General features: G+C 68.8%; 17 protein-coding genes. 13 read left to right on the top strand and 4 right to left on the bottom strand.

Features of this window, described 5'->3' with window-relative positions:
- The first annotated feature begins 131 nt into the window (after positions 1-131).
- From ASG71_RS15440 to dnaE, 8 genes are all read left to right on the top strand, one after another.
- The gene (locus tag ASG71_RS15440; protein WP_056740940.1) at positions 132-857 is read left to right on the top strand and encodes a polyphenol oxidase family protein; all 726 of its coding nucleotides are present in this window, start codon (positions 132-134) and stop codon (positions 855-857) included.
- Positions 854-1,609: a YggS family pyridoxal phosphate-dependent enzyme gene (locus ASG71_RS15445; RefSeq protein ID WP_056740991.1), complete on the top strand. Its 756-nt coding sequence runs from the start codon at positions 854-856 to the stop codon at positions 1,607-1,609. The genes ASG71_RS15440 and ASG71_RS15445 overlap by 4 nt, the downstream gene beginning before the upstream one ends.
- An 84-nt stretch (positions 1,610-1,693) precedes the next feature.
- Positions 1,694-2,224, top strand: coding sequence for a cell division protein SepF (locus ASG71_RS15450; protein WP_056740942.1), 531 nt, complete (start codon positions 1,694-1,696; stop codon positions 2,222-2,224).
- Positions 2,225-2,359: 135 nt separating this feature from the next.
- The gene (locus ASG71_RS15455) at positions 2,360-2,668 is read left to right on the top strand and encodes a YggT family protein (RefSeq protein WP_056740944.1); all 309 of its coding nucleotides are present in this window, start codon (positions 2,360-2,362) and stop codon (positions 2,666-2,668) included.
- Positions 2,669-2,818: 150 nt separating this feature from the next.
- Positions 2,819-3,505 (top strand): DivIVA domain-containing protein, encoded by a 687-nt coding sequence (locus tag ASG71_RS15460; RefSeq protein WP_056740946.1) that lies wholly within the window; start codon positions 2,819-2,821, stop codon positions 3,503-3,505.
- Positions 3,506-3,646: 141 nt separating this feature from the next.
- Positions 3,647-4,282 carry a signal peptidase II gene (lspA, locus tag ASG71_RS15465; RefSeq protein ID WP_056740948.1) on the top strand — a complete coding sequence of 212 codons (636 nt, stop codon included), beginning with the start codon at positions 3,647-3,649 and terminating at the stop codon, positions 4,280-4,282.
- A complete protein-coding gene (locus ASG71_RS15470; RefSeq protein ID WP_200948016.1) occupies positions 4,275-5,222 on the top strand; it encodes an RluA family pseudouridine synthase in 948 nt (315 codons plus the stop codon). Before lspA ends, ASG71_RS15470 begins: the two co-directional genes overlap by 8 nt.
- Positions 5,223-5,278: 56 nt before the next feature.
- Positions 5,279-8,836 carry a DNA polymerase III subunit alpha gene (gene dnaE, locus ASG71_RS15475; protein WP_056740950.1) on the top strand — a complete coding sequence of 1,186 codons (3,558 nt, stop codon included), beginning with the start codon at positions 5,279-5,281 and terminating at the stop codon, positions 8,834-8,836.
- Here dnaE and ASG71_RS15480 read toward each other — a convergent pair.
- Positions 8,833-9,291 carry a flavin reductase family protein gene (locus ASG71_RS15480; RefSeq protein ID WP_056740996.1) on the bottom strand — a complete coding sequence of 153 codons (459 nt, stop codon included), beginning with the start codon at positions 9,289-9,291 and terminating at the stop codon, positions 8,833-8,835. The genes dnaE and ASG71_RS15480 overlap by 4 nt on opposite strands.
- Before the next feature lie 240 nt (positions 9,292-9,531).
- Between ASG71_RS15480 and ASG71_RS15485 the strand changes: the two genes are divergently transcribed.
- From ASG71_RS15485 to nrdR, 3 genes are all read left to right on the top strand, one after another.
- A complete protein-coding gene (locus ASG71_RS15485) occupies positions 9,532-10,095 on the top strand; it encodes a hypothetical protein (protein ID WP_056740998.1) in 564 nt (187 codons plus the stop codon).
- A gap of 61 nt (positions 10,096-10,156) precedes the next feature.
- Entirely contained in the window at positions 10,157-11,560 is a 1,404-nt protein-coding gene (gene hisD / locus ASG71_RS15490; protein WP_056740951.1) for a histidinol dehydrogenase, read from the top strand.
- Positions 11,561-11,688: 128 nt separating this feature from the next.
- Positions 11,689-12,180, top strand: coding sequence for a transcriptional regulator NrdR (gene nrdR / locus ASG71_RS15495; protein ID WP_056740954.1), 492 nt, complete (start codon positions 11,689-11,691; stop codon positions 12,178-12,180).
- Between the two features lie 113 nt (positions 12,181-12,293).
- On the opposite strand, the gene ppgK is transcribed toward nrdR, so the two are convergent.
- Both ppgK and map read right to left on the bottom strand, forming a co-directional pair.
- Complete coding sequence (ppgK, locus tag ASG71_RS15500; protein WP_056740956.1) at positions 12,294-13,097, bottom strand: polyphosphate--glucose phosphotransferase; 804 nt, start codon at positions 13,095-13,097, stop codon at positions 12,294-12,296.
- A 64-nt stretch (positions 13,098-13,161) separates the two neighbouring features.
- Positions 13,162-14,040 carry a type I methionyl aminopeptidase gene (gene map, locus ASG71_RS15505; protein ID WP_056740958.1) on the bottom strand — a complete coding sequence of 293 codons (879 nt, stop codon included), beginning with the start codon at positions 14,038-14,040 and terminating at the stop codon, positions 13,162-13,164.
- 124 nt (positions 14,041-14,164) lie between these two features.
- On the opposite strand from map, the gene ASG71_RS16735 reads away from it, so the two are divergent.
- A complete protein-coding gene (locus tag ASG71_RS16735; RefSeq protein WP_157366488.1) occupies positions 14,165-14,332 on the top strand; it encodes an SPOR domain-containing protein in 168 nt (55 codons plus the stop codon).
- Between the two features lie 82 nt (positions 14,333-14,414).
- Here ASG71_RS16735 and panB read toward each other — a convergent pair whose 3' ends face one another.
- Positions 14,415-15,341, bottom strand: a complete 927-nt coding sequence (gene panB, locus ASG71_RS15510) for a 3-methyl-2-oxobutanoate hydroxymethyltransferase (protein WP_056740961.1) — start codon at positions 15,339-15,341, stop codon at positions 14,415-14,417.
- A 252-nt stretch (positions 15,342-15,593) separates the two neighbouring features.
- On the opposite strand from panB, the gene glnA reads away from it, so the two are divergent.
- Positions 15,594-16,934, top strand: a complete 1,341-nt coding sequence (gene glnA, locus ASG71_RS15515; protein WP_056740963.1) for a type I glutamate--ammonia ligase — start codon at positions 15,594-15,596, stop codon at positions 16,932-16,934.
- Positions 16,935-16,941: the final 7 nt, after the last annotated feature.

Here is a 16,941-nt window from a genome sequence, read left to right on the forward strand (position 1 = left end):
GGCCCAGCGGCCCGGAACACGATGGCACCGCCTCCGGGCGGTGCCATCGTGCGTTGCGGCGGGATACGGTGGTCGGTATGGCTTTGTTGGCAGTTTGTGAAGTGGCGGCTCCTGAAATGACGGTGTGCTGAATGTTCTCGTGGCGGTCTGAAGTGCGGCCGGGGGTCTGGGTGGCCTTTACCAATGCCGCCGCCGGCAACCTGGCGCTCCACGTCGGCGACGACCCCGAGGCGGTCCGCCGGCGGCGCGGCCGGCTCGCGGATGCCGCCGGGCTCGGGTCCAGCGGCTTCCGGTTCATGAACCAGGTCCACGGCAACACCGTGGTCCTGGCCGAGAACGACGCACCGGAGGAGGCGCCCACCGCCGACGCGCTGGTCTCCACCGGGGAACCGTTGGCGGTCATGGTGGCCGACTGCGTGCCGGTGGTTCTCGTGGGCGACCGGGCCCACGGCGCCGGCCCGGTCCTCGCCGTCGTCCACGCGGGGCGGCCCGGCCTGGCCGCGGGCGTGGTCCCCGCCGCGGCCGCGCGGATGCGTGCCCTCGGCGCCACCGGCCTCAGCGCCTGGATCGGGCCGTCCATCTGCGGCCGGTGCTACGAAGTCCCCGAGGGAATGCGTGCCGACGTCGCAGCCATCGTCCCTGACGCCTGGTGCACCACCGCCCAGGGCACCCCGGGGCTGGACCTGCCGGCCGGGGTCCGCAGCCAGCTCTCCGACGAGGGCGTCACGGTCGAATACTCCGGAGGTTGCACCAGGGAGGACGAGGACCTTTACTCCTACCGGCGCAACCAGCACACCGGCCGGTTCGCCGGGCTCGCGTGGACCACCGCCCCGGCCGCCGCGGCGGTGGCCGGATGAGCGGCGCGTTGGGCAGCGCTCCGGGGGGACCGGCGGAGGACCCCCGCCGCGCCCAGCTCGCCGGCCGCCTGCAGGCGGTGGGGGAGCGGATCGATGCCGCCATGGCTTCGGCGGGTCGCCGGGATGCGGCGCCCCGCCTGATCGTGGTCACCAAGTTCCATCCGGCCGAGGACGTCGCACGGCTGGCTTCCCTCGGCGTCACCGACGTCGGCGAAAACCGCGACCAGGAGGCCGCCGACAAGGCCGCCCGACTGCAGGAGCTGCCGCTGCACTGGCATTTCATCGGCCAGCTTCAAAGCAACAAGGCCAAGTCGGTCGTCAGGTACGCCCACGCCGTGCACTCCGTGGACCGGCCGCAACTGGTCGACGCGCTGGCCAAAGCGGTCCGCGCGGAGCAGGACCGCACCGGCCGAACGGACTTGGAGTGCTTCATCCAGGTCAGCCTGGACACGGCCGCCGGCGGGCACCGGGGCGGGGCGCTTCCCGCCGACGTCGCCGACCTGGCCGACCGGGTTGCCGCCGCGGACGGGCTGCGGCTGGCCGGCGTGATGGCGGTGGCGCCGCTCGGGGCGGACCCGGGGCCGGCCTTCGAAAGGCTCGCGGAAATTTCCGCCCGGCTCCGCGCCGGCCACCCGGGCGCCACGGGCATCTCCGCCGGCATGAGCCAGGACCTGGAGCAGGCCGTCCGGTCCGGGGCGACACACCTACGCATTGGCTCGGATATTCTCGGTCCCCGCCCGGCCGTGCGGTAGGTTCAACGTATTGGAAGGTAATGGCGGGGATTCCAAGAGCAGTGACTGAGCGGCCCGCAAAACGGACACGATTAGGAGTCGACCATGGCTGGCGCTCTGCGCAAGACAATGATCTATCTTGGGCTCGCTGACGGCGACGAACACTACGAGTCCGAGCACCACGCCCCGCACAAGGATGAGGACGAACCCATGGAGCACGACCGTGAGGAACGCCGCGCGCCGGCCCCGGTCCGTGAAGCCCCCAGGGAAGAGTCCTACGCCGCTGAAGAGGAATACCGCGCACCCGTGACACCCATCAAGCGAGCGGCCGCCGGCCGCGAAGAGACCACCGGCCTGCGGCAGATCACGACGATCCACCCGCGGTCCTACAACGACGCCAAGCTGATCGGCGAAAGCTTCCGTGACGGGATCCCCGTCATCATGAACGTCACCGACATGGGGGAGGCCGACGCCAAGCGGCTGGTCGATTTCTCCGCCGGCCTCGTCTTCGGCCTGCGCGGCAGCATCGAGCGCGTGACCAACAAGGTGTTCCTGCTCTCGCCCTCGTACGTCGAAGTGATCGGCGATGACAAGAAGATCAGCGAAACCCAGGCCAGTTTCTTCAACCAGAGCTAGCCCGGAACCGGGTTCAGGATGCCAGGCGGGGAAACCCGCCTGGCATCCGTGCTGGAGATCCGTGTTGGAATAGATGCGTAACGACTGTCAGGACACCGCGGTATCCGGAATGATCATGGAGATTTGAGTTAGCTCATGGGAATTGTTTTCGGACTTGCCTATATCGCCCTGCTGCTGTTTTTCGTGGCGCTGATCATCCGGCTGATCTTCGACTGGGTCCAGATGTTCGCCCGCAGCTGGCGCCCCCGGGGCGCAGCGCTGGTCACGGCCCACGCCGTGTACTCGGTCACCGACCGGCCGTTGAAACTGCTCGGCCGGGTGCTGCCGCCGCTGCGCCTGGGCGGCATCTCGCTGGACCTCGCGTTCCTGGTGCTCTTCCTGGCCGTCTCCGTGGCCATGGGCATTGCCCGGTACTTCACCGTGACCCAGTCGATCGCCGGGTGACCGGCCGGGCGGGCCCGCATTTTTTCGCTAAAGATATAAAACTCCGGTTTGACACTGCGGTGTTGAATTAGAGGAACCAGACCAAATTTAGGTACCGTAGTTTTGACGGCCGGAAGGCCTCCTGACTAACTAGACCAACGAGGTGACCAGATGGCTTTGACGCCAGAAGACGTTGTCAACAAGCGCTTTCAGCCGACCAAGTTCCGCGAAGGCTACGACCAGGACGAGGTTGATGACTTCCTGGACGAGATCGTCGTCGAACTGCGACGCCTGAACCAGGAGAACGACGAGCTGCGCAAGAAGCTCGCCGAAGCCGGTTCCGGCACGGCCGCCAGCTCCGCCGCTGCTGCCCCCGTGGTCGAAAAGGTGCCGGCACCCGTCAAGGCCGAAAAGGAAGACCGCGCCAAGGCAGAAGCCGAGGCCAAGGCCGCCGAAGCAGCTGAAGCCGCAAAGAAGAAGGAAGCCGAGAAGGCTCCCGCCCCGGCAGCAGCCCCGGCCCCCGTGGCCGCCACCGCTTCCGCCGAATCCGCCGCCGGCCTGCTGGCCATGGCGCAGCAGATGCACGACAAGCACGTCGCCGACGGCGAGCAGCAGCGTGACAAGATCATCGCCGAGGCGCAGATCGAAGCCAGCAGCCTGGTCAACGACGCGCAGGAGAAGTCCCGCAAGATCCTCGGCGCACTCGAGCAGCAGCGCTCCGTGCTGGAGCGCAAGGTCGAGCAGCTGCGCGGCTTCGAGCGCGACTACCGCTCCCGCCTGAAGGCCTACATCGAAGGCCAGCTGCGCGACCTGGACGCCCGCGGTTCGGTCGCGGCCCCCGAGGTCGAAGCCAGCTAGGACGTTTTACCCGTATTCTGAAAGCCGGTGGCTGAGGACTCCTCGGCCGCCGGCTTTTGGCATTAACCGCCGCCTCAGCTGCCGCCGCCCACCCCGCGGCCGCCGGCGGCACTCCACTCCCGGTACCGGAACGAAAGCACCATGACTGACGCACCAACCCCTGACGCCGCCCGGCCGGCGGACGCCGCGCCGGCCGCACCCGCGCCGGCCGCGCCCGCAGCCGCCGCGCCGCGCACGCCGCGCCGCGCGCTGCTGCTGTCCCTGTTCGCCGGGTTCGCAGTGTTCGCCTACGCCTTCGACCAGCTCACCAAACTCTGGGTCACGTCCACCATGACCGAGGGGGAGCGGATCCCGGTGCTGCCGCCCCTGCTGCACTGGTACTACATCCGCAACTCCGGCGCGGCATTCTCCATCGGCGAGAACGTCACCTGGGTCTTCACCATCATCATGACCGCCGTGTCCGTCGCCATCCTGCTGCAGCTGCGCAGGCTCGGCTCGGCCTGGTGGGCGCTGGCCCTCGGCCTGCTGCTCGGCGGGGCGCTGGGCAACCTCACGGACCGGCTCTTCCGCGAGCCCTCGTTCGCGATGGGCCACGTCGTGGACTTCATCCAGCTGCCGAACTTCGCGATCTTCAACATCGCCGACTCCGCGGTGGTGTCCTCGGTGGTCATCATCTGCCTGCTGACGCTGCGCGGGGTCAGCCTCGACGGCTCCCGCCTGCACCCGCGCAAGGACCAGGCGGACGCCGGGCCCGCGGCGACGGAGAACCATGTCTGAGCCCGGACTGCCGCAGGAACGGCACTTCACCGTGCCGGAGGAACTCGCCGGGGTCCGGGTGGACGCCGGCCTGGCGAAACTGATGGGCGTCTCGCGGTCCCAGGCCGCCGCCCTGATCGCCGAGGGCCATGTCCGCAGCGGCGGCCAGGCTGTGGGGAAATCCCTGAAGCTCAGCGCCGGCGGCGCGCTCGACGTCGTCATCCCGCAGCGCCGGGACCCGCTCGAAGTTGTGGAGGAAGTCGTGGAAGACCTGTTGATCCTGCTCGACGACGACGAGTTCGTCGTCGTCGACAAACCGGTCGGCGTGGCCGCGCACCCCTCTCCGGGCTGGGTGGGTCCCACGGTGGTGGGCGGCCTCGCCGGCGCCGGCTACCGGATCTCCACCTCGGGTTCGCCCGAACGCGCCGGGATCGTCCACCGGCTCGACGTCGGCACCTCCGGCGTCATGGTGGTCGCCAAGACCGAGAACGCCTACACGGCGCTCAAGCGGGCCTTCAAGGAACGCACGGTGGACAAGGTCTACCACGCCGTCGTGCAGGGCCTGCCCGACCCGCTGGCCGGCACCATCGACGCGCCGATCGGCCGGCACCCGGGCCACGACTGGCGCTTCGCCGTGATCGAGGACGGCCGGGACTCCGTGACGCACTACGAGGTGCTCGAAGCGTTCGGCAAGGCCTCGCTGGTGGAGGTACATCTGGAGACCGGCCGCACCCACCAGATCCGCGTGCATTTCTCCGCGCTGCGCCACCCCTGCGCCGGGGACCTGACCTACGGCGCCGATCCGAGGCTCGCCGCGACGCTGGGCCTGACCCGGCAGTGGCTGCACGCCCGGCAGCTGTCCTTCGACCATCCCCGGACCGGGGAACGGGTCACCGTGACCAGCGAGTACCCGCAGGACCTGAAGTACGCGCTGGAAGTCCTGGAGTCCGGCCAGGCCTGAGCTGAGCTGCGCGTGCCGGGAACGGAACTGTCCGTGCCCGGCACTAGAATGATTCGGTGACTTCCAGCAACAACTCGTTCGTCCACCTCCACAACCACACCGAGTACTCCATGCTGGACGGTGCGGCCAGGCTCGGGGAGCTCTTCGACGAGACCGAGCGGCTGGGCATGCCCGCCCTGGCCACCACGGACCACGGTTACCTCTTCGGCGCCTTCGACTTCTGGAAGCGGGCCACGGACAAGGGAATCAAGCCGATCATCGGCGTCGAGGCCTACGTCACCCCGGGCACCGCCCGCACGGACAAGAGCCGGGTGCGCTGGGGCGAGGAAAACCAGCGCAAGGACGACATCTCCGGCGGCGGCGCCTACACGCACATGACGCTGCTGAGCTACAACAACACCGGCATGCGCAACCTCTTCCGCGCCTCCTCGATCGCCTCCCTGGACTCGGTGTTCGGCAAGTGGCCCCGCCTGGACCGCGAACTGCTCAACACCTACTCCGAGGGACTGATCGCCACCACCGGCTGCCCGTCCGGGGAAATCCAGACCCGGCTGCGGCTCGGGCAGTACCGCGAAGCCCTCGAGGCCGCGGCCGAGTTCCGCGACATTTTCGGTGCCGAGAACTACTTCTGCGAACTGATGGACCACGGCCTGGACATCGAACGGCGCGTCACCGGCGATCTGCTCCGGCTGGCCAAGGAACTGAACCTGCCGCTGGTGGCCACCAACGACCTGCACTACACCCACGAGCACGACGCCAAGGCGCACGAGGCCCTGCTGGCCATCCAGTCCGGCTCGACGCTGCTCGAACCCACCTACGACAACGGCGGCTCGCGGTTCGCCTTCTCCGGCAGCGGCTACTACCTGAAGTCGCCGCAGGAGATGCGCGAACTCTTCCGCGACCACCCGGACGCCTGCGACAACACCCTGCTGATCGCTGAGCGGTGCGAGGTGTCCTTCAACACCGGCGCGAACTACATGCCCCGGTTCCCCTGCCCGGAAGGCGAGGATGAGACCTCCTGGCTGGTCAAGGAAGTGGACAAGGGCCTGCACTACCGGTACCCGCAGGGCATCCCGGACAAGGTCCGCGCCCAGGCCGACTACGAACTCGACGTCATCACCTCGATGGGCTTCCCCGGCTACTTCCTGGTCGTGGCCGACTTCATCAACTGGGCCAAGAACAACGGCATCCGGGTCGGGCCCGGCCGTGGCTCGGGCGCGGGCTCCATGGTGGCCTACGCCATGCGCATCACCGACCTTGACCCGCTGCACCACGGGCTGATCTTCGAGCGCTTCCTCAACCCGGACCGCGTCTCCATGCCCGACTTCGACGTCGACTTCGATGACCGGCGCCGGTCCGAGGTCATCGACTACGTGACCCGCAAGTACGGCGACGAGCGCGTGGCCATGATCGTCACCTACGGCACGATTAAGACCAAGCAGGCGCTCAAGGACTCCTCCCGCGTGCTCGGCTACCCGTTCAGCATGGGCGAGCAGCTGACCAAGGCGCTGCCGCCGGCCGTCATGGCCAAGGACATCCCGCTGGCCGACATCCAGAACCCCGAGGCCAAGCGTTACGGCGAGGCGGGGGACTTTCGCCAGCTGATCAGCACGGATCCCGAAGCCGCGAAGGTCTTCGAGACCGCCCTCGGCATCGAGGGCCTGAAACGGCAATGGGGCGTGCACGCCGCCGGCGTCATCATGTCCTCGGACCCGATCATCGACGTCATCCCGATCATGCGCCGCTTCCAGGACGGCCAGGTCATCACGCAGTTCGACTACCCGACGTCCGAGGGCCTGGGCCTGATCAAGATGGACTTCCTGGGCCTGCGGAACCTGACGATCATTTCCGACGCCCTGGAAAACATCAAGATGAACCGCGGCATCGACCTGGACCTGGAATCCCTGGCCCTGGACGACGCCGCCTCTTACGAACTGCTGGCCCGGGGCGACACCCTGGGCGTGTTCCAGCTCGACGGCGGACCCATGCGGTCGCTGCTGAAGCTGATGAAGCCTGACAACTTCGAGGACATCTCCGCCGTCCTCGCCCTGTACCGGCCCGGCCCGATGGGCGCCAACGCCCACACCGACTACGCCCTGCGCAAGAACGGCATCCAGGAAGTCATCCCGATCCACCCGGAGCTCGAGGAGCCGCTGGCCGAGATCCTGGGCGGCACCTACGGCCTGATCGTGTACCAGGAGCAGGTCATGGCCGTGGCGCAGAAGCTAGCCGGCTACACGCTCGGCCAGGCCGACATCCTGCGCCGCGCCATGGGCAAGAAGAAGAAATCCGAGCTGGACAAGCAGTTCGCCGGCTTCTCCCAGGGCATGCAGGACAACGGCTACTCCATGGAGGCGGTCAAGACCCTCTGGGACATCCTGCTGCCGTTCTCCGACTACGCCTTCAACAAGGCCCACTCCGCCGCCTACGGCGTGATCTCCTACTGGACCGCGTACCTGAAGGCGCACTACGCCCCCGAGTACATGGCGGCCCTGCTGACCAGCGTCGGCGACGACAAGGACAAGTCGGCGATCTACCTCAACGAATGCCGCCGGATGGGCATCACGGTGCTGCCGCCCGACGTCAACGAGTCCGCGCTGAACTTCACCCCGGTCGGCAACGACATCCGCTTCGGCATGGGCGCCATCCGCAACGTCGGCGCTAACGCCGTCGACGCGATGGTGGCCGCCCGGGAGCGCGAAGGGGCGTACACCTCGTTCAAGGACTACCTCATGAAGGTGCCGGCCGTGGTGTGCAACAAGCGCACCATCGAATCGCTGATCAAGGCGGGCGCCTTCGATTCACTCGGCCACCACCGCCGGGCCCTGGCCATGATCCATGAGGAAGCCATCGACTCGGTGATCACCCTCAAGCGCAACGAGGCGATCGGTCAGTTCGACCTGTTCGCCGGCATCGACGACACCGAGTCGGAGTCCTCGCTGAGCATCGAGATCCCCGACCTGCCCGAGTGGGAGAAGAAGGACAAGCTCTCCTTCGAGCGGGACATGCTGGGCCTCTACGTCTCGGACCACCCGCTGCAGGGCCTCGAAGGGCTGCTGAGCCAGCACGCCGACCAGTCCATCACCTCGATCATCGCCGAGGACGGACCGCACGACGGCGCCATCATCACCATCGCCGGCATGATCACCTCGCTCAGCCGGCGGATCGCCAAGGCCAGCGGCAACGCCTACGCGCGCGCCGAGATCGAGGACCTGGGCGGCTCGGTCGAGGTGATGTTCTTCGGGCAGGTCTACGGCCCGATCGCCTCGGTCCTGGCCGAGGACCTGATCGTCGTCGTCAAGGGCCGCCTGCAGCGCCGCGACGACGGCGCGGTGGCGCTGAACTGCATGGAGCTTTCGGTGCCGGACCTCAGCGAGGGCCTGGACGGGCCGCTGGTGATCACCATGCCGACGCACAAGGCCACCGAAGCGGTCGTGAACGAACTCGGCGAGGTGCTGCGCACCCACCGCGGGAAGTCCGAGGTGCGGCTGCACCTGCACGGCGACTCCCGGGTCGAGGTCATGGGCCTGCCCGTGCACCTGCGGGTCAACCCCAGCCCGTCGCTGTTCGGCGACCTGAAGGTGCTGCTCGGCCCGACCTGCCTGGACAGCTAGATCTCGTAGTCCAGCGGCACCGGCCGGCTGTAGCTGCCGCCGTGGTAGAGCAGCGGCTGGGACTCGCCGCCGACCGCCCCGTCGACGACCTCGACGACGACCACGGCGTTGTTCTCGAAGGAGAGCCGCATCTGGATCTTGCCGATCAGCCAGCCGGAGACATCCTTGAGGATCGGCACCTCATGCGGCCCGAGTTCCCAATGGTCGCCCTCGAAGCGGTCCCGGGTCCGGGCGAAGCGGTCGGCCAGTTCCTGGTTCTCGAGCCCGAGCATGTGCACGCCGATGTAGCTGGTGTTGGCCACGGCCGGCCACGACCGGGAGGTCCTTGCCATGTTGAAGGTGAAGCGCGGCGGCCGGGCCGACAGCGACGCCACGGACGTGGCGGTGAATCCGTACGGCACGCCCTGGTAGTTCGCGGTGATGATCGCGACGCCGGCCGCGTGCCGGCGGAACATCTCCTTGAACGTTCCCTCAAAGGCTTCTTCGGCTGTGGCCACTGTGGTTCATCTCCCTGTTGGTGCTGGTGCTGCGAGTGCTGCTCCCTGCCAGCGTATTCCGCCGCACGGCACCGGCGGTATTCGGCGTCGCCCTCCCGTCATCCGCGCGGGCGGACGCGGCGCAGGTAGCGCCACAGGACGGCGGACCCGGGCAGGGCAATGCGCAGCGCCGCCGCTTCCTTTGTTAAGGTGGCTTCCATGACCCACCCCGCGGTGCACCCGCCGATCCATGTCCACGACGGCGGCCCCGGCACCGCCGCCCCGTCCGGGCGCCGTCGGCGCTGGCGTGGCCCGGCCGCCATCACCGCCGTCGGCCTGCCGCTGGGCCTGCTGTGGTGGCTGCTGGCACCGGCCGGACTCAACCTGCTGACCCGCGACGCGTCGCTGAGCTCCGGCACCAACCCCGAAACCTGGCTGCCGCGTGACCTGGTCCTGGCCGGGCTGTTCCTGCTCGCCGGCTGCGTGACCGGCGTCCTCGTCGCCGGGAACCGGCCGGCCCGGCTGGGCGCCGCGGCCGTATTCCTTGCCGTCGCCGCCGCAGGCGCAGGGGCACTGCTGGCGTGGGGGACCGGGGTCCTCGCCGGCGGCTGGTGGGGGGCCGCGGAGGACACCTCGCCCAGCGCAAGCATCGCGTTCTCGCTCCGGGCCTACCCGGTCCTGCTCATCTGGCCCGCCGCCACCGCCCTGGCGCTCTTCCTGGCCACCGCCTTCACCGGTTCGGAACCGGAGGGCGCCGGCGCCGGTCCGTCCCCGGCCGCGTAACAGCCGCGGTCGGCAGGCCGCTGCGTCCGGGGCGTGGGCCGGCGGCGCGTAAAATGGTCGGGTGACCCCAACAGCTGACAGCCCCGCGCCCACGGTTCCCGCCACCACCGACCTCGATTTCCGCACCGTCGACGTGCGCGGGCAGCGATTGTCCCTGGCCGGCCTGCGCGCGGCGGTCCCGCGGGCCCAGCAGGGCACCGTCGCCGATGCCGCGGACAAGGTCCAGGCGATCATCACGTCGGTCCGCAGCCGGGGCTTCGAGGCGCTCAGTGAGTTCGCCCGGAACTTCGACGGCGTCGACCAGCTCCACCCGCGCGTCCCGGCCGAGGCCCTCGCCGCCGCGCTGGATGGCCTGGATCCGGCCGTGCGCGCCGCCCTGGAGGAATCCATCCGCCGGGCACGGCTCTTCGCCGACGCGCAGCGGCCGGCCAACACCGACGTCGAACTCGGCGAGGGCGCCGTGGTGAGCCAGAACTGGGTCCCGGTGGCCCGGGTGGGCCTCTACGTTCCGGGCGGGCTGGCCGTCTACCCCTCGTCCGTGATCATGAACGTCGTCCCCGCCCTCGCCGCCGGCGTCGAGTCGATTGCGCTGGCCTCGCCGCCCCAGAAGGACTTCGGCGGCCTGCCGCACCCGACGATCCTCGCGGCCGCGGCCCTGCTGGGGATCGAGGAGGTCTACGCCATCGGCGGGGCCCAGGCGATCGCCGCCTTCGCCTACGGCATCCCCGGCGCTGACGGGGCCGAAGGCATCGACCCCGTCGATGTCGTCACCGGGCCGGGGAACATCTTCGTGGCCACCGCCAAGCGGCTCGTCAAGGGCGTCGTGGGCATCGACTCGGAGGCCGGCACCACCGAGATCGCGATCCTGGCCGACGCGACGGCGCGCCCCGACCTCGTCGCCGCCGACCTGATCAGCCAGGCCGAGCACGACCCGAAGGCCGCCTCGGTGCTGATCACCGACTCGGCGGACCTCGCCGCGGACGTCCGCCGGGAGCTCGGCGTCCTGGCCGCCGCCACCAAGCACTCCGCCCGGGTCCGCGAGGCACTTTCCGGGCCGCAGTCCGGCGTCGTCCTGGTGGAGGACCTGGCCCAGGGCATAGCGGCCTGCGACGCCTACGCCGCCGAGCACCTCGAAATCATGACCGCCGACCCCGCCGCCGTTGCGGCGAAGATCCGCAACGCCGGGGCCATCTTCGTGGGCAACTACAGCCCGGTCAGCCTGGGCGACTACTGCGCCGGCTCCAACCACGTCCTGCCGACCAGCGGGACCGCCGCGTTCTCCTCGGGCCTGAACGTGACGACCTTCCTGCGCGCCATCCAGGTGGTCAACTACAGCCGGGACGCCCTGGCCGAGGTCAGCGACCACATCGTTAGCCTGTCCGGGGCCGAAGACCTGCCGGCCCACGGCGAGGCGGTCACCGCCCGCTTCGCGGCCCGGGAGTCCGCGGGCAGCCGCGGCGCCTGACCACAACATGTAGTAATTACAAGCTTGTTATTCAGCAACATCTAGTCGTAAACTGATCCCGGAGGCTCCACCAGCGGTGCCTCCTGACCGCCGACGGCGGCACGGCTTGCGACAGGGGAGGAACCGACGTGTATTGCCCGTTCTGCCGCAACCCTGACTCCCGTGTGGTGGACAGCCGCATCGCCGACGACGGCTCCGCCATCCGGCGCCGCCGCCAGTGTCCCGAATGCGGCCGCCGGTTCACAACGGTGGAAACGACCAGCCTGACGGTGATCAAGCGCTCCGGCGTCGGCGAACCGTTCAGCCGCAGCAAGGTCATCAACGGCGTGCGCAAGGCCTGCCAGGGCCGTCCCGTCACGGAGGACGACCTGGCGATGCTCGCCCAGGAAGTCGAAGAGGCCATCCGCGCGTCCGGCGCCGCCGAAATCGACGCCCACGAGGTGGGCCTGGCGATCCTCAACCCCCTGCAGCGCCTCGACGAGGTGGCCTACCTGCGCTTCGCCAGCGTGTACCAGGCCTTCGAATCGCTGGAAGACTTCGAGTCCGCCATCGCCCTGCTCCGCCATGAGGCCGAGTCCAAGGGGCTGGAAGGCAAGAACTCGCAGAAGAGCCCGCTCTAGGCTCAGCCAAGTTCCGGTGGTGGCAGCGGAGGGGAAGCCGCGGCCACCACCGGCTCCACCAAAAAACCGGCCCGCAGTTGGATAACTGCGGGCCGGTTTTTACGCGCTGTGGGCTACTTCGCGAGCTTGTGCGTCAGCGCGACCTCGATGGCCGCGCCGACGATCCCGGCGTCGTTCTTCAGTTCGGCCGGAACGATCGGGGTGCGCAGCTTCAGGTGCGGGAGGTATTCGTCGGCGCGCTTGGAGATCCCGCCGCCGACGATGAACAGTTCCGGGGAGAACAGGAACTCGACGTGCGAGAAGTAGCGCTGCAGCAGCACGCTGTACTCGGCCCAGCTCAGACCGTCACGCTCCCGGGCAACGGCGGAGGCCTTGCTCTCGGCGTCGAAACCATCGACCTCGAGGTGGCCCAGTTCAGCGTTGGGGACGAGCTTGCCGTCGAAAATGAACGCCGACCCGATGCCCGTGCCGAGCGTGATGACCAGGACCGTGCCGTTGATGCCCTCGCCGGCGCCGTAGCGGGCCTCGGCCAGGCCTGCGGCGTCGGCGTCGTTGATGACCTCGACCGGGCGGCCGAGGCGCGCGGTCAGCAACGCATCGATGTCCAGGTTCAGCCAGGACTTGTCCACGTTCGCGGCCGAGTGGACCACGCCGTGCTGGATGATGCCGGGGAAGGTCACACCGACGGGGGAGTCGGCGGCCGGGGCGTCGGGACGCTTGGAGAGTTCGGCGACGACCTGCGCGACGACCTCGGCCACGGACTCCGGGGTGGACGGCTGAGGGGTGGGCACGCGGAGCCGGTCGCCCACGAGCTTGCCCTTCTTCAAGTCGACGATGCCGCCCTTAATGCCGGTGCCGCCGATATCGATGCCGATCAGCGGGGCGTTCTTCTTCGACTTCTCGTCCTTCTTGGCCAATGGGATTCCGTTCGTGGCAGGGGCAGGGTGGGACTTGTTCAGGGTATGCGAAAGCGGTGCCGGATCAGGGCAGGGTCAGGACCTCGGCGCCGGAGTCCGTGACCAGCAGCGTGTGTTCGAACTGCGCGGTCCGCTTCCGGTCGCGGGTCACGACCGTCCAGTCGTCGGCCCACATATCCCACTCAACGGTGCCCAGGGTCAGCATGGGCTCGATCGTGAAGACCATGCCGGCTTCCATGACGGTGTCGTAGGCCGGGGCCGCGTCGTAGTGCGGGATGATCAGCCCCGTGTGGAAGGCCTCGCCGACGCCGTGGCCGGTGAAGTCGCGGACGACGCCGTACCCGAAGCGCTTGGCGTAGGACTCGATGGTCCGGCCGATCACGTTGATTTCCCGTCCCGGCGCGACGGCCCGGATGGCACGGCGCAGGGACTCCTCCGTCCGTTTGACCAGCAGCCGGGATTCCTCGTCGACCTCGCCGACCAGGAAGGTGTAGTTGGTGTCGCCGTGCACCCCGCCGATGAAAGCGGTGATGTCGATGTTGAGGATGTCCCCGTCCTGGACCACGGTGCTGTCCGGGATGCCGTGGCAGATGACCTCGTTCAGGGACGAGCAGAGCGATTTGGGGAAGCCGCGGTAGCCGAGCGTGGAGGGGTAGGCCTGGTGGTCGAGCAGGAATTCGTGCCCCACCTTGTCCAGCTGGTCCGTGGTGACGCCGGGCTCAATATGCTTGCCCACCTCCACGATGGCCTGTGCGGCGATACGGGACGCGATCCTGATCTTCTCGATCGTCTCGGCGGACTTGACCTCGGAGCCGGTGAACTTGGCCGGAGCCGGCTTGCCGACGTATTCGGGGCGCGGAATGGAGGCCGGCACGGCAAGCTGCGGGCTGACTGTCCCCGGGACAAGGGTGCCGATGGGTGCAGTCGAGGTGAGGGAAGGCATAGATTGATTCTATAAGCCCCCGGCCGCAGGCTCGAAAATGGGGGCGGTAAATACACTGGAAAATCAAAGCTGGAGAATGGGGCCGGAATATGCAGCCCGAACGTTCAGCGCAGAAGGAGATCCGATGGCCGAGTACTGGTACAACGTGAACACGCACGAGATCGAGGAAGACGCCATGTCGGACTGGAGCCAGCTGATTGGCCCGTACAAGACTCGCGAGGAAGCCGAACACGCCCTCGAGAAGGTCAAGGCGCGCAACGAGGCCTGGGAGAAGGACGACGACGACGCGTAACGCCGCACCCGGGCGCGCCCCCGGCGCCGCCCGGGAAGCCCGGGGCCGGCAGCCCGGCTGAGCTCCCGGCCCGGACCGGTTGCTAGAAGGAGTGCTCGGGGCCGGGGAACTGGCCGGAGCGGACGTCCTCGCCGTACGCCCTGGCGGCTTCACTCAGGGTGGTCCGCAGGTCCGCGTATTGCTTGACGAACTTCGCCATTTTGCCGCCGCGCAGCCCGGCCATGTCCTGCCAGACGAGCACCTGGCCGGTGGTTGCGTTGCCGGCGCCGATGCCGATCGTGGGAACCTCGACGGCGGCGTCGACGGCGGCGGCGGTCGGCGCCGGCACCATTTCCATCAGCACGCAGAAGGCACCGGCGTCCGCCAGCGCCACGGCGTCCTCGATCAGGCGTTGGGCGTCGTCGCCGCGGCCCTGGACCCGGTAGCCGCCCAGGGCGTGCTCGCTCTGCGGGGTGAAACCGATGTGGGCCATCACCGGGATGCCGGCCTGTACCATCGCCCGGACGGTCTCCGCATAGAATTTTCCGCCCTCGATCTTGACCGCGTGGGCACCGCCCTCCTTGAGGAAACGCACGCCCGTCGCGACGGCCTGCCCGGCGGAGACCTCGTAGCTGCCGAACGGCAGGTCCGCCACCACAAGGGCGCGGCGGGCTGAACGGGTCACCGCCCGGCACAGCGGCAGCAACTCATCCACGGTGACCGGCAGGGAGGTTTCGTTGCCGAAGACATTGTTCGACGCCGAATCGCCCACCAGCAGGACCTCGATGCCGGCCTGATCGAAGATTTCGGCCGCGTACTGGTCGTACGCGGTCAGCATGGCGAAGCGCTCACCGTTGAGCTTCGCCTGGCGCAGATGATGTGTCCGGATCCGGCCGGCCGGTTTCGCGGCGGCCGGAGTGGCGGCGGGGGACGGGGCCGACGGCGCGGACGCGGCCGGGGCGGGTCCGTCGCCGTAGGGGGCGGGGAGTTCTGCGGACAGGGGCGAATCGGGGCTGTTGCTGGGGGCCATGCCTTGAGCGTAGTGTGCCACCCCCGGTCCGAGCCACCGGACGCCCCCCCGCGGCGGGTTCCGGGGTACCGCCGCGGCGGGCCGCGAGGGGCGCCCGGCGGAGCGTTGTGTTAACGGCGTGTTACGCCCCGCGGCCCGGCCAGCAAACGCCGGAAATGCTTAGTAGAGTGAGTCGAAGGTAGCTGCGGGCGCCAGCCGTGACGAGGAGTCGGGACGGGCCCGGGCACGGATGCGAACCCGGAAAGAGGCACCATGGACCGCCAGCAAGAGTTTGTCCTGCGGACGATCGAAGAGCGCGACGTGCGCTTCGTGCGCCTGTGGTTCACCGACGTCGTGGGCTCGCTGAAGTCCGTGGCGCTGGCGCCGGCCGAAGTGGAAGGCGCCTTCGAAGAAGGCCTGGGCTTCGACGGCTCCTCGATCGAGGGCCTGGCCCGGGTGTTCGAATCCGACATGCTGGCCCAGCCCGATCCCGCCACCTTCCAGATCCTGCCGTGGCGCGGCGAGACCGAGGCGACGTCGCGGATGTTCTGCGACATCCTGACGCCCGACGGCGAGCCCTCCGCCGCGGACCCGCGTAACGTGCTCAAGCGCAACCTGGCCAAGGCCGCGGACATGGGCTTCACCTGCTACACGCACCCGGAGATCGAGTTCTACCTGCTGAAGTCCCAGCACCCCGGCCCCGACGGCGCGCCCGTCCCGGTGGATGAGGGCGGCTACTTCGACCACGTGCCCGGCGGCGTCGCGCAGGACTTCCGCCGCACGGCTGTGACCATGCTCGAATCGGTCGGCATCTCGGTCGAGTTCAGCCACCACGAGGCCGGGCCCGGCCAGAACGAGATCGACCTGCGCTATGCCGACGCGTTGCAGACCGCGGACAACATCATGACCTTCCGCACCGTGATCAAGGAGGTCGCCCTGCAGCAGGGGACCTACGCGACCTTCATGCCCAAGCCGTTCACCGCGCACCCGGGTTCCGGCATGCACACGCACTTCTCCCTCTTCGAAGGCGACACCAACGCCTTCTATGAGGCCGGCGCGGAGTTCCAGCTCTCCGAGACCGCGCGGCAGTTCATCGCCGGCATCCTCAAACACGCCCCCGAGTTCACGGCCGTGACCAACCAGTTCGTCAACTCCTACAAGCGCCTCTGGGGCGGGGGAGAGGCCCCCAGCTACCTGAGCTGGGGCCACAACAACCGGTCGGCCCTGGTCCGGGTCCCGCTGTACAAGCCCGGCAAGGGCCAGTCGGCGCGAATCGAGTACCGCGGCATCGACTCCGCCGCCAACCCATACCTCGCCTACGCCGTGCTGCTGGGCGCCGGTCTCAAGGGGATCGAGGAGGGCTACCAGCTGCCCGCCGCCGCCGAGGACGACATCTGGTCGCTGAGCTCGGCCGAGCGCCGGGCGATGGGCCATGACCCGCTGCCGGCCAGCCTGCACGACGCCATCCGGACCATGGAGGATTCGGAACTGATGCCGCAGATCCTGGGCGAGCAGGTCTTCGAGCACTTCCTGCGCAACAAGCGCGCCGAGTGGCAGGATTACCGCCTCCAGGTGACGCCCTACGAACTGCAGCGCAACCTGGCCATCCTCTAGGGGTTTG

Source organism: Arthrobacter sp. Soil763 (assembly GCF_001428365.1).
Classification (GTDB): domain Bacteria; phylum Actinomycetota; class Actinomycetes; order Actinomycetales; family Micrococcaceae; genus Arthrobacter.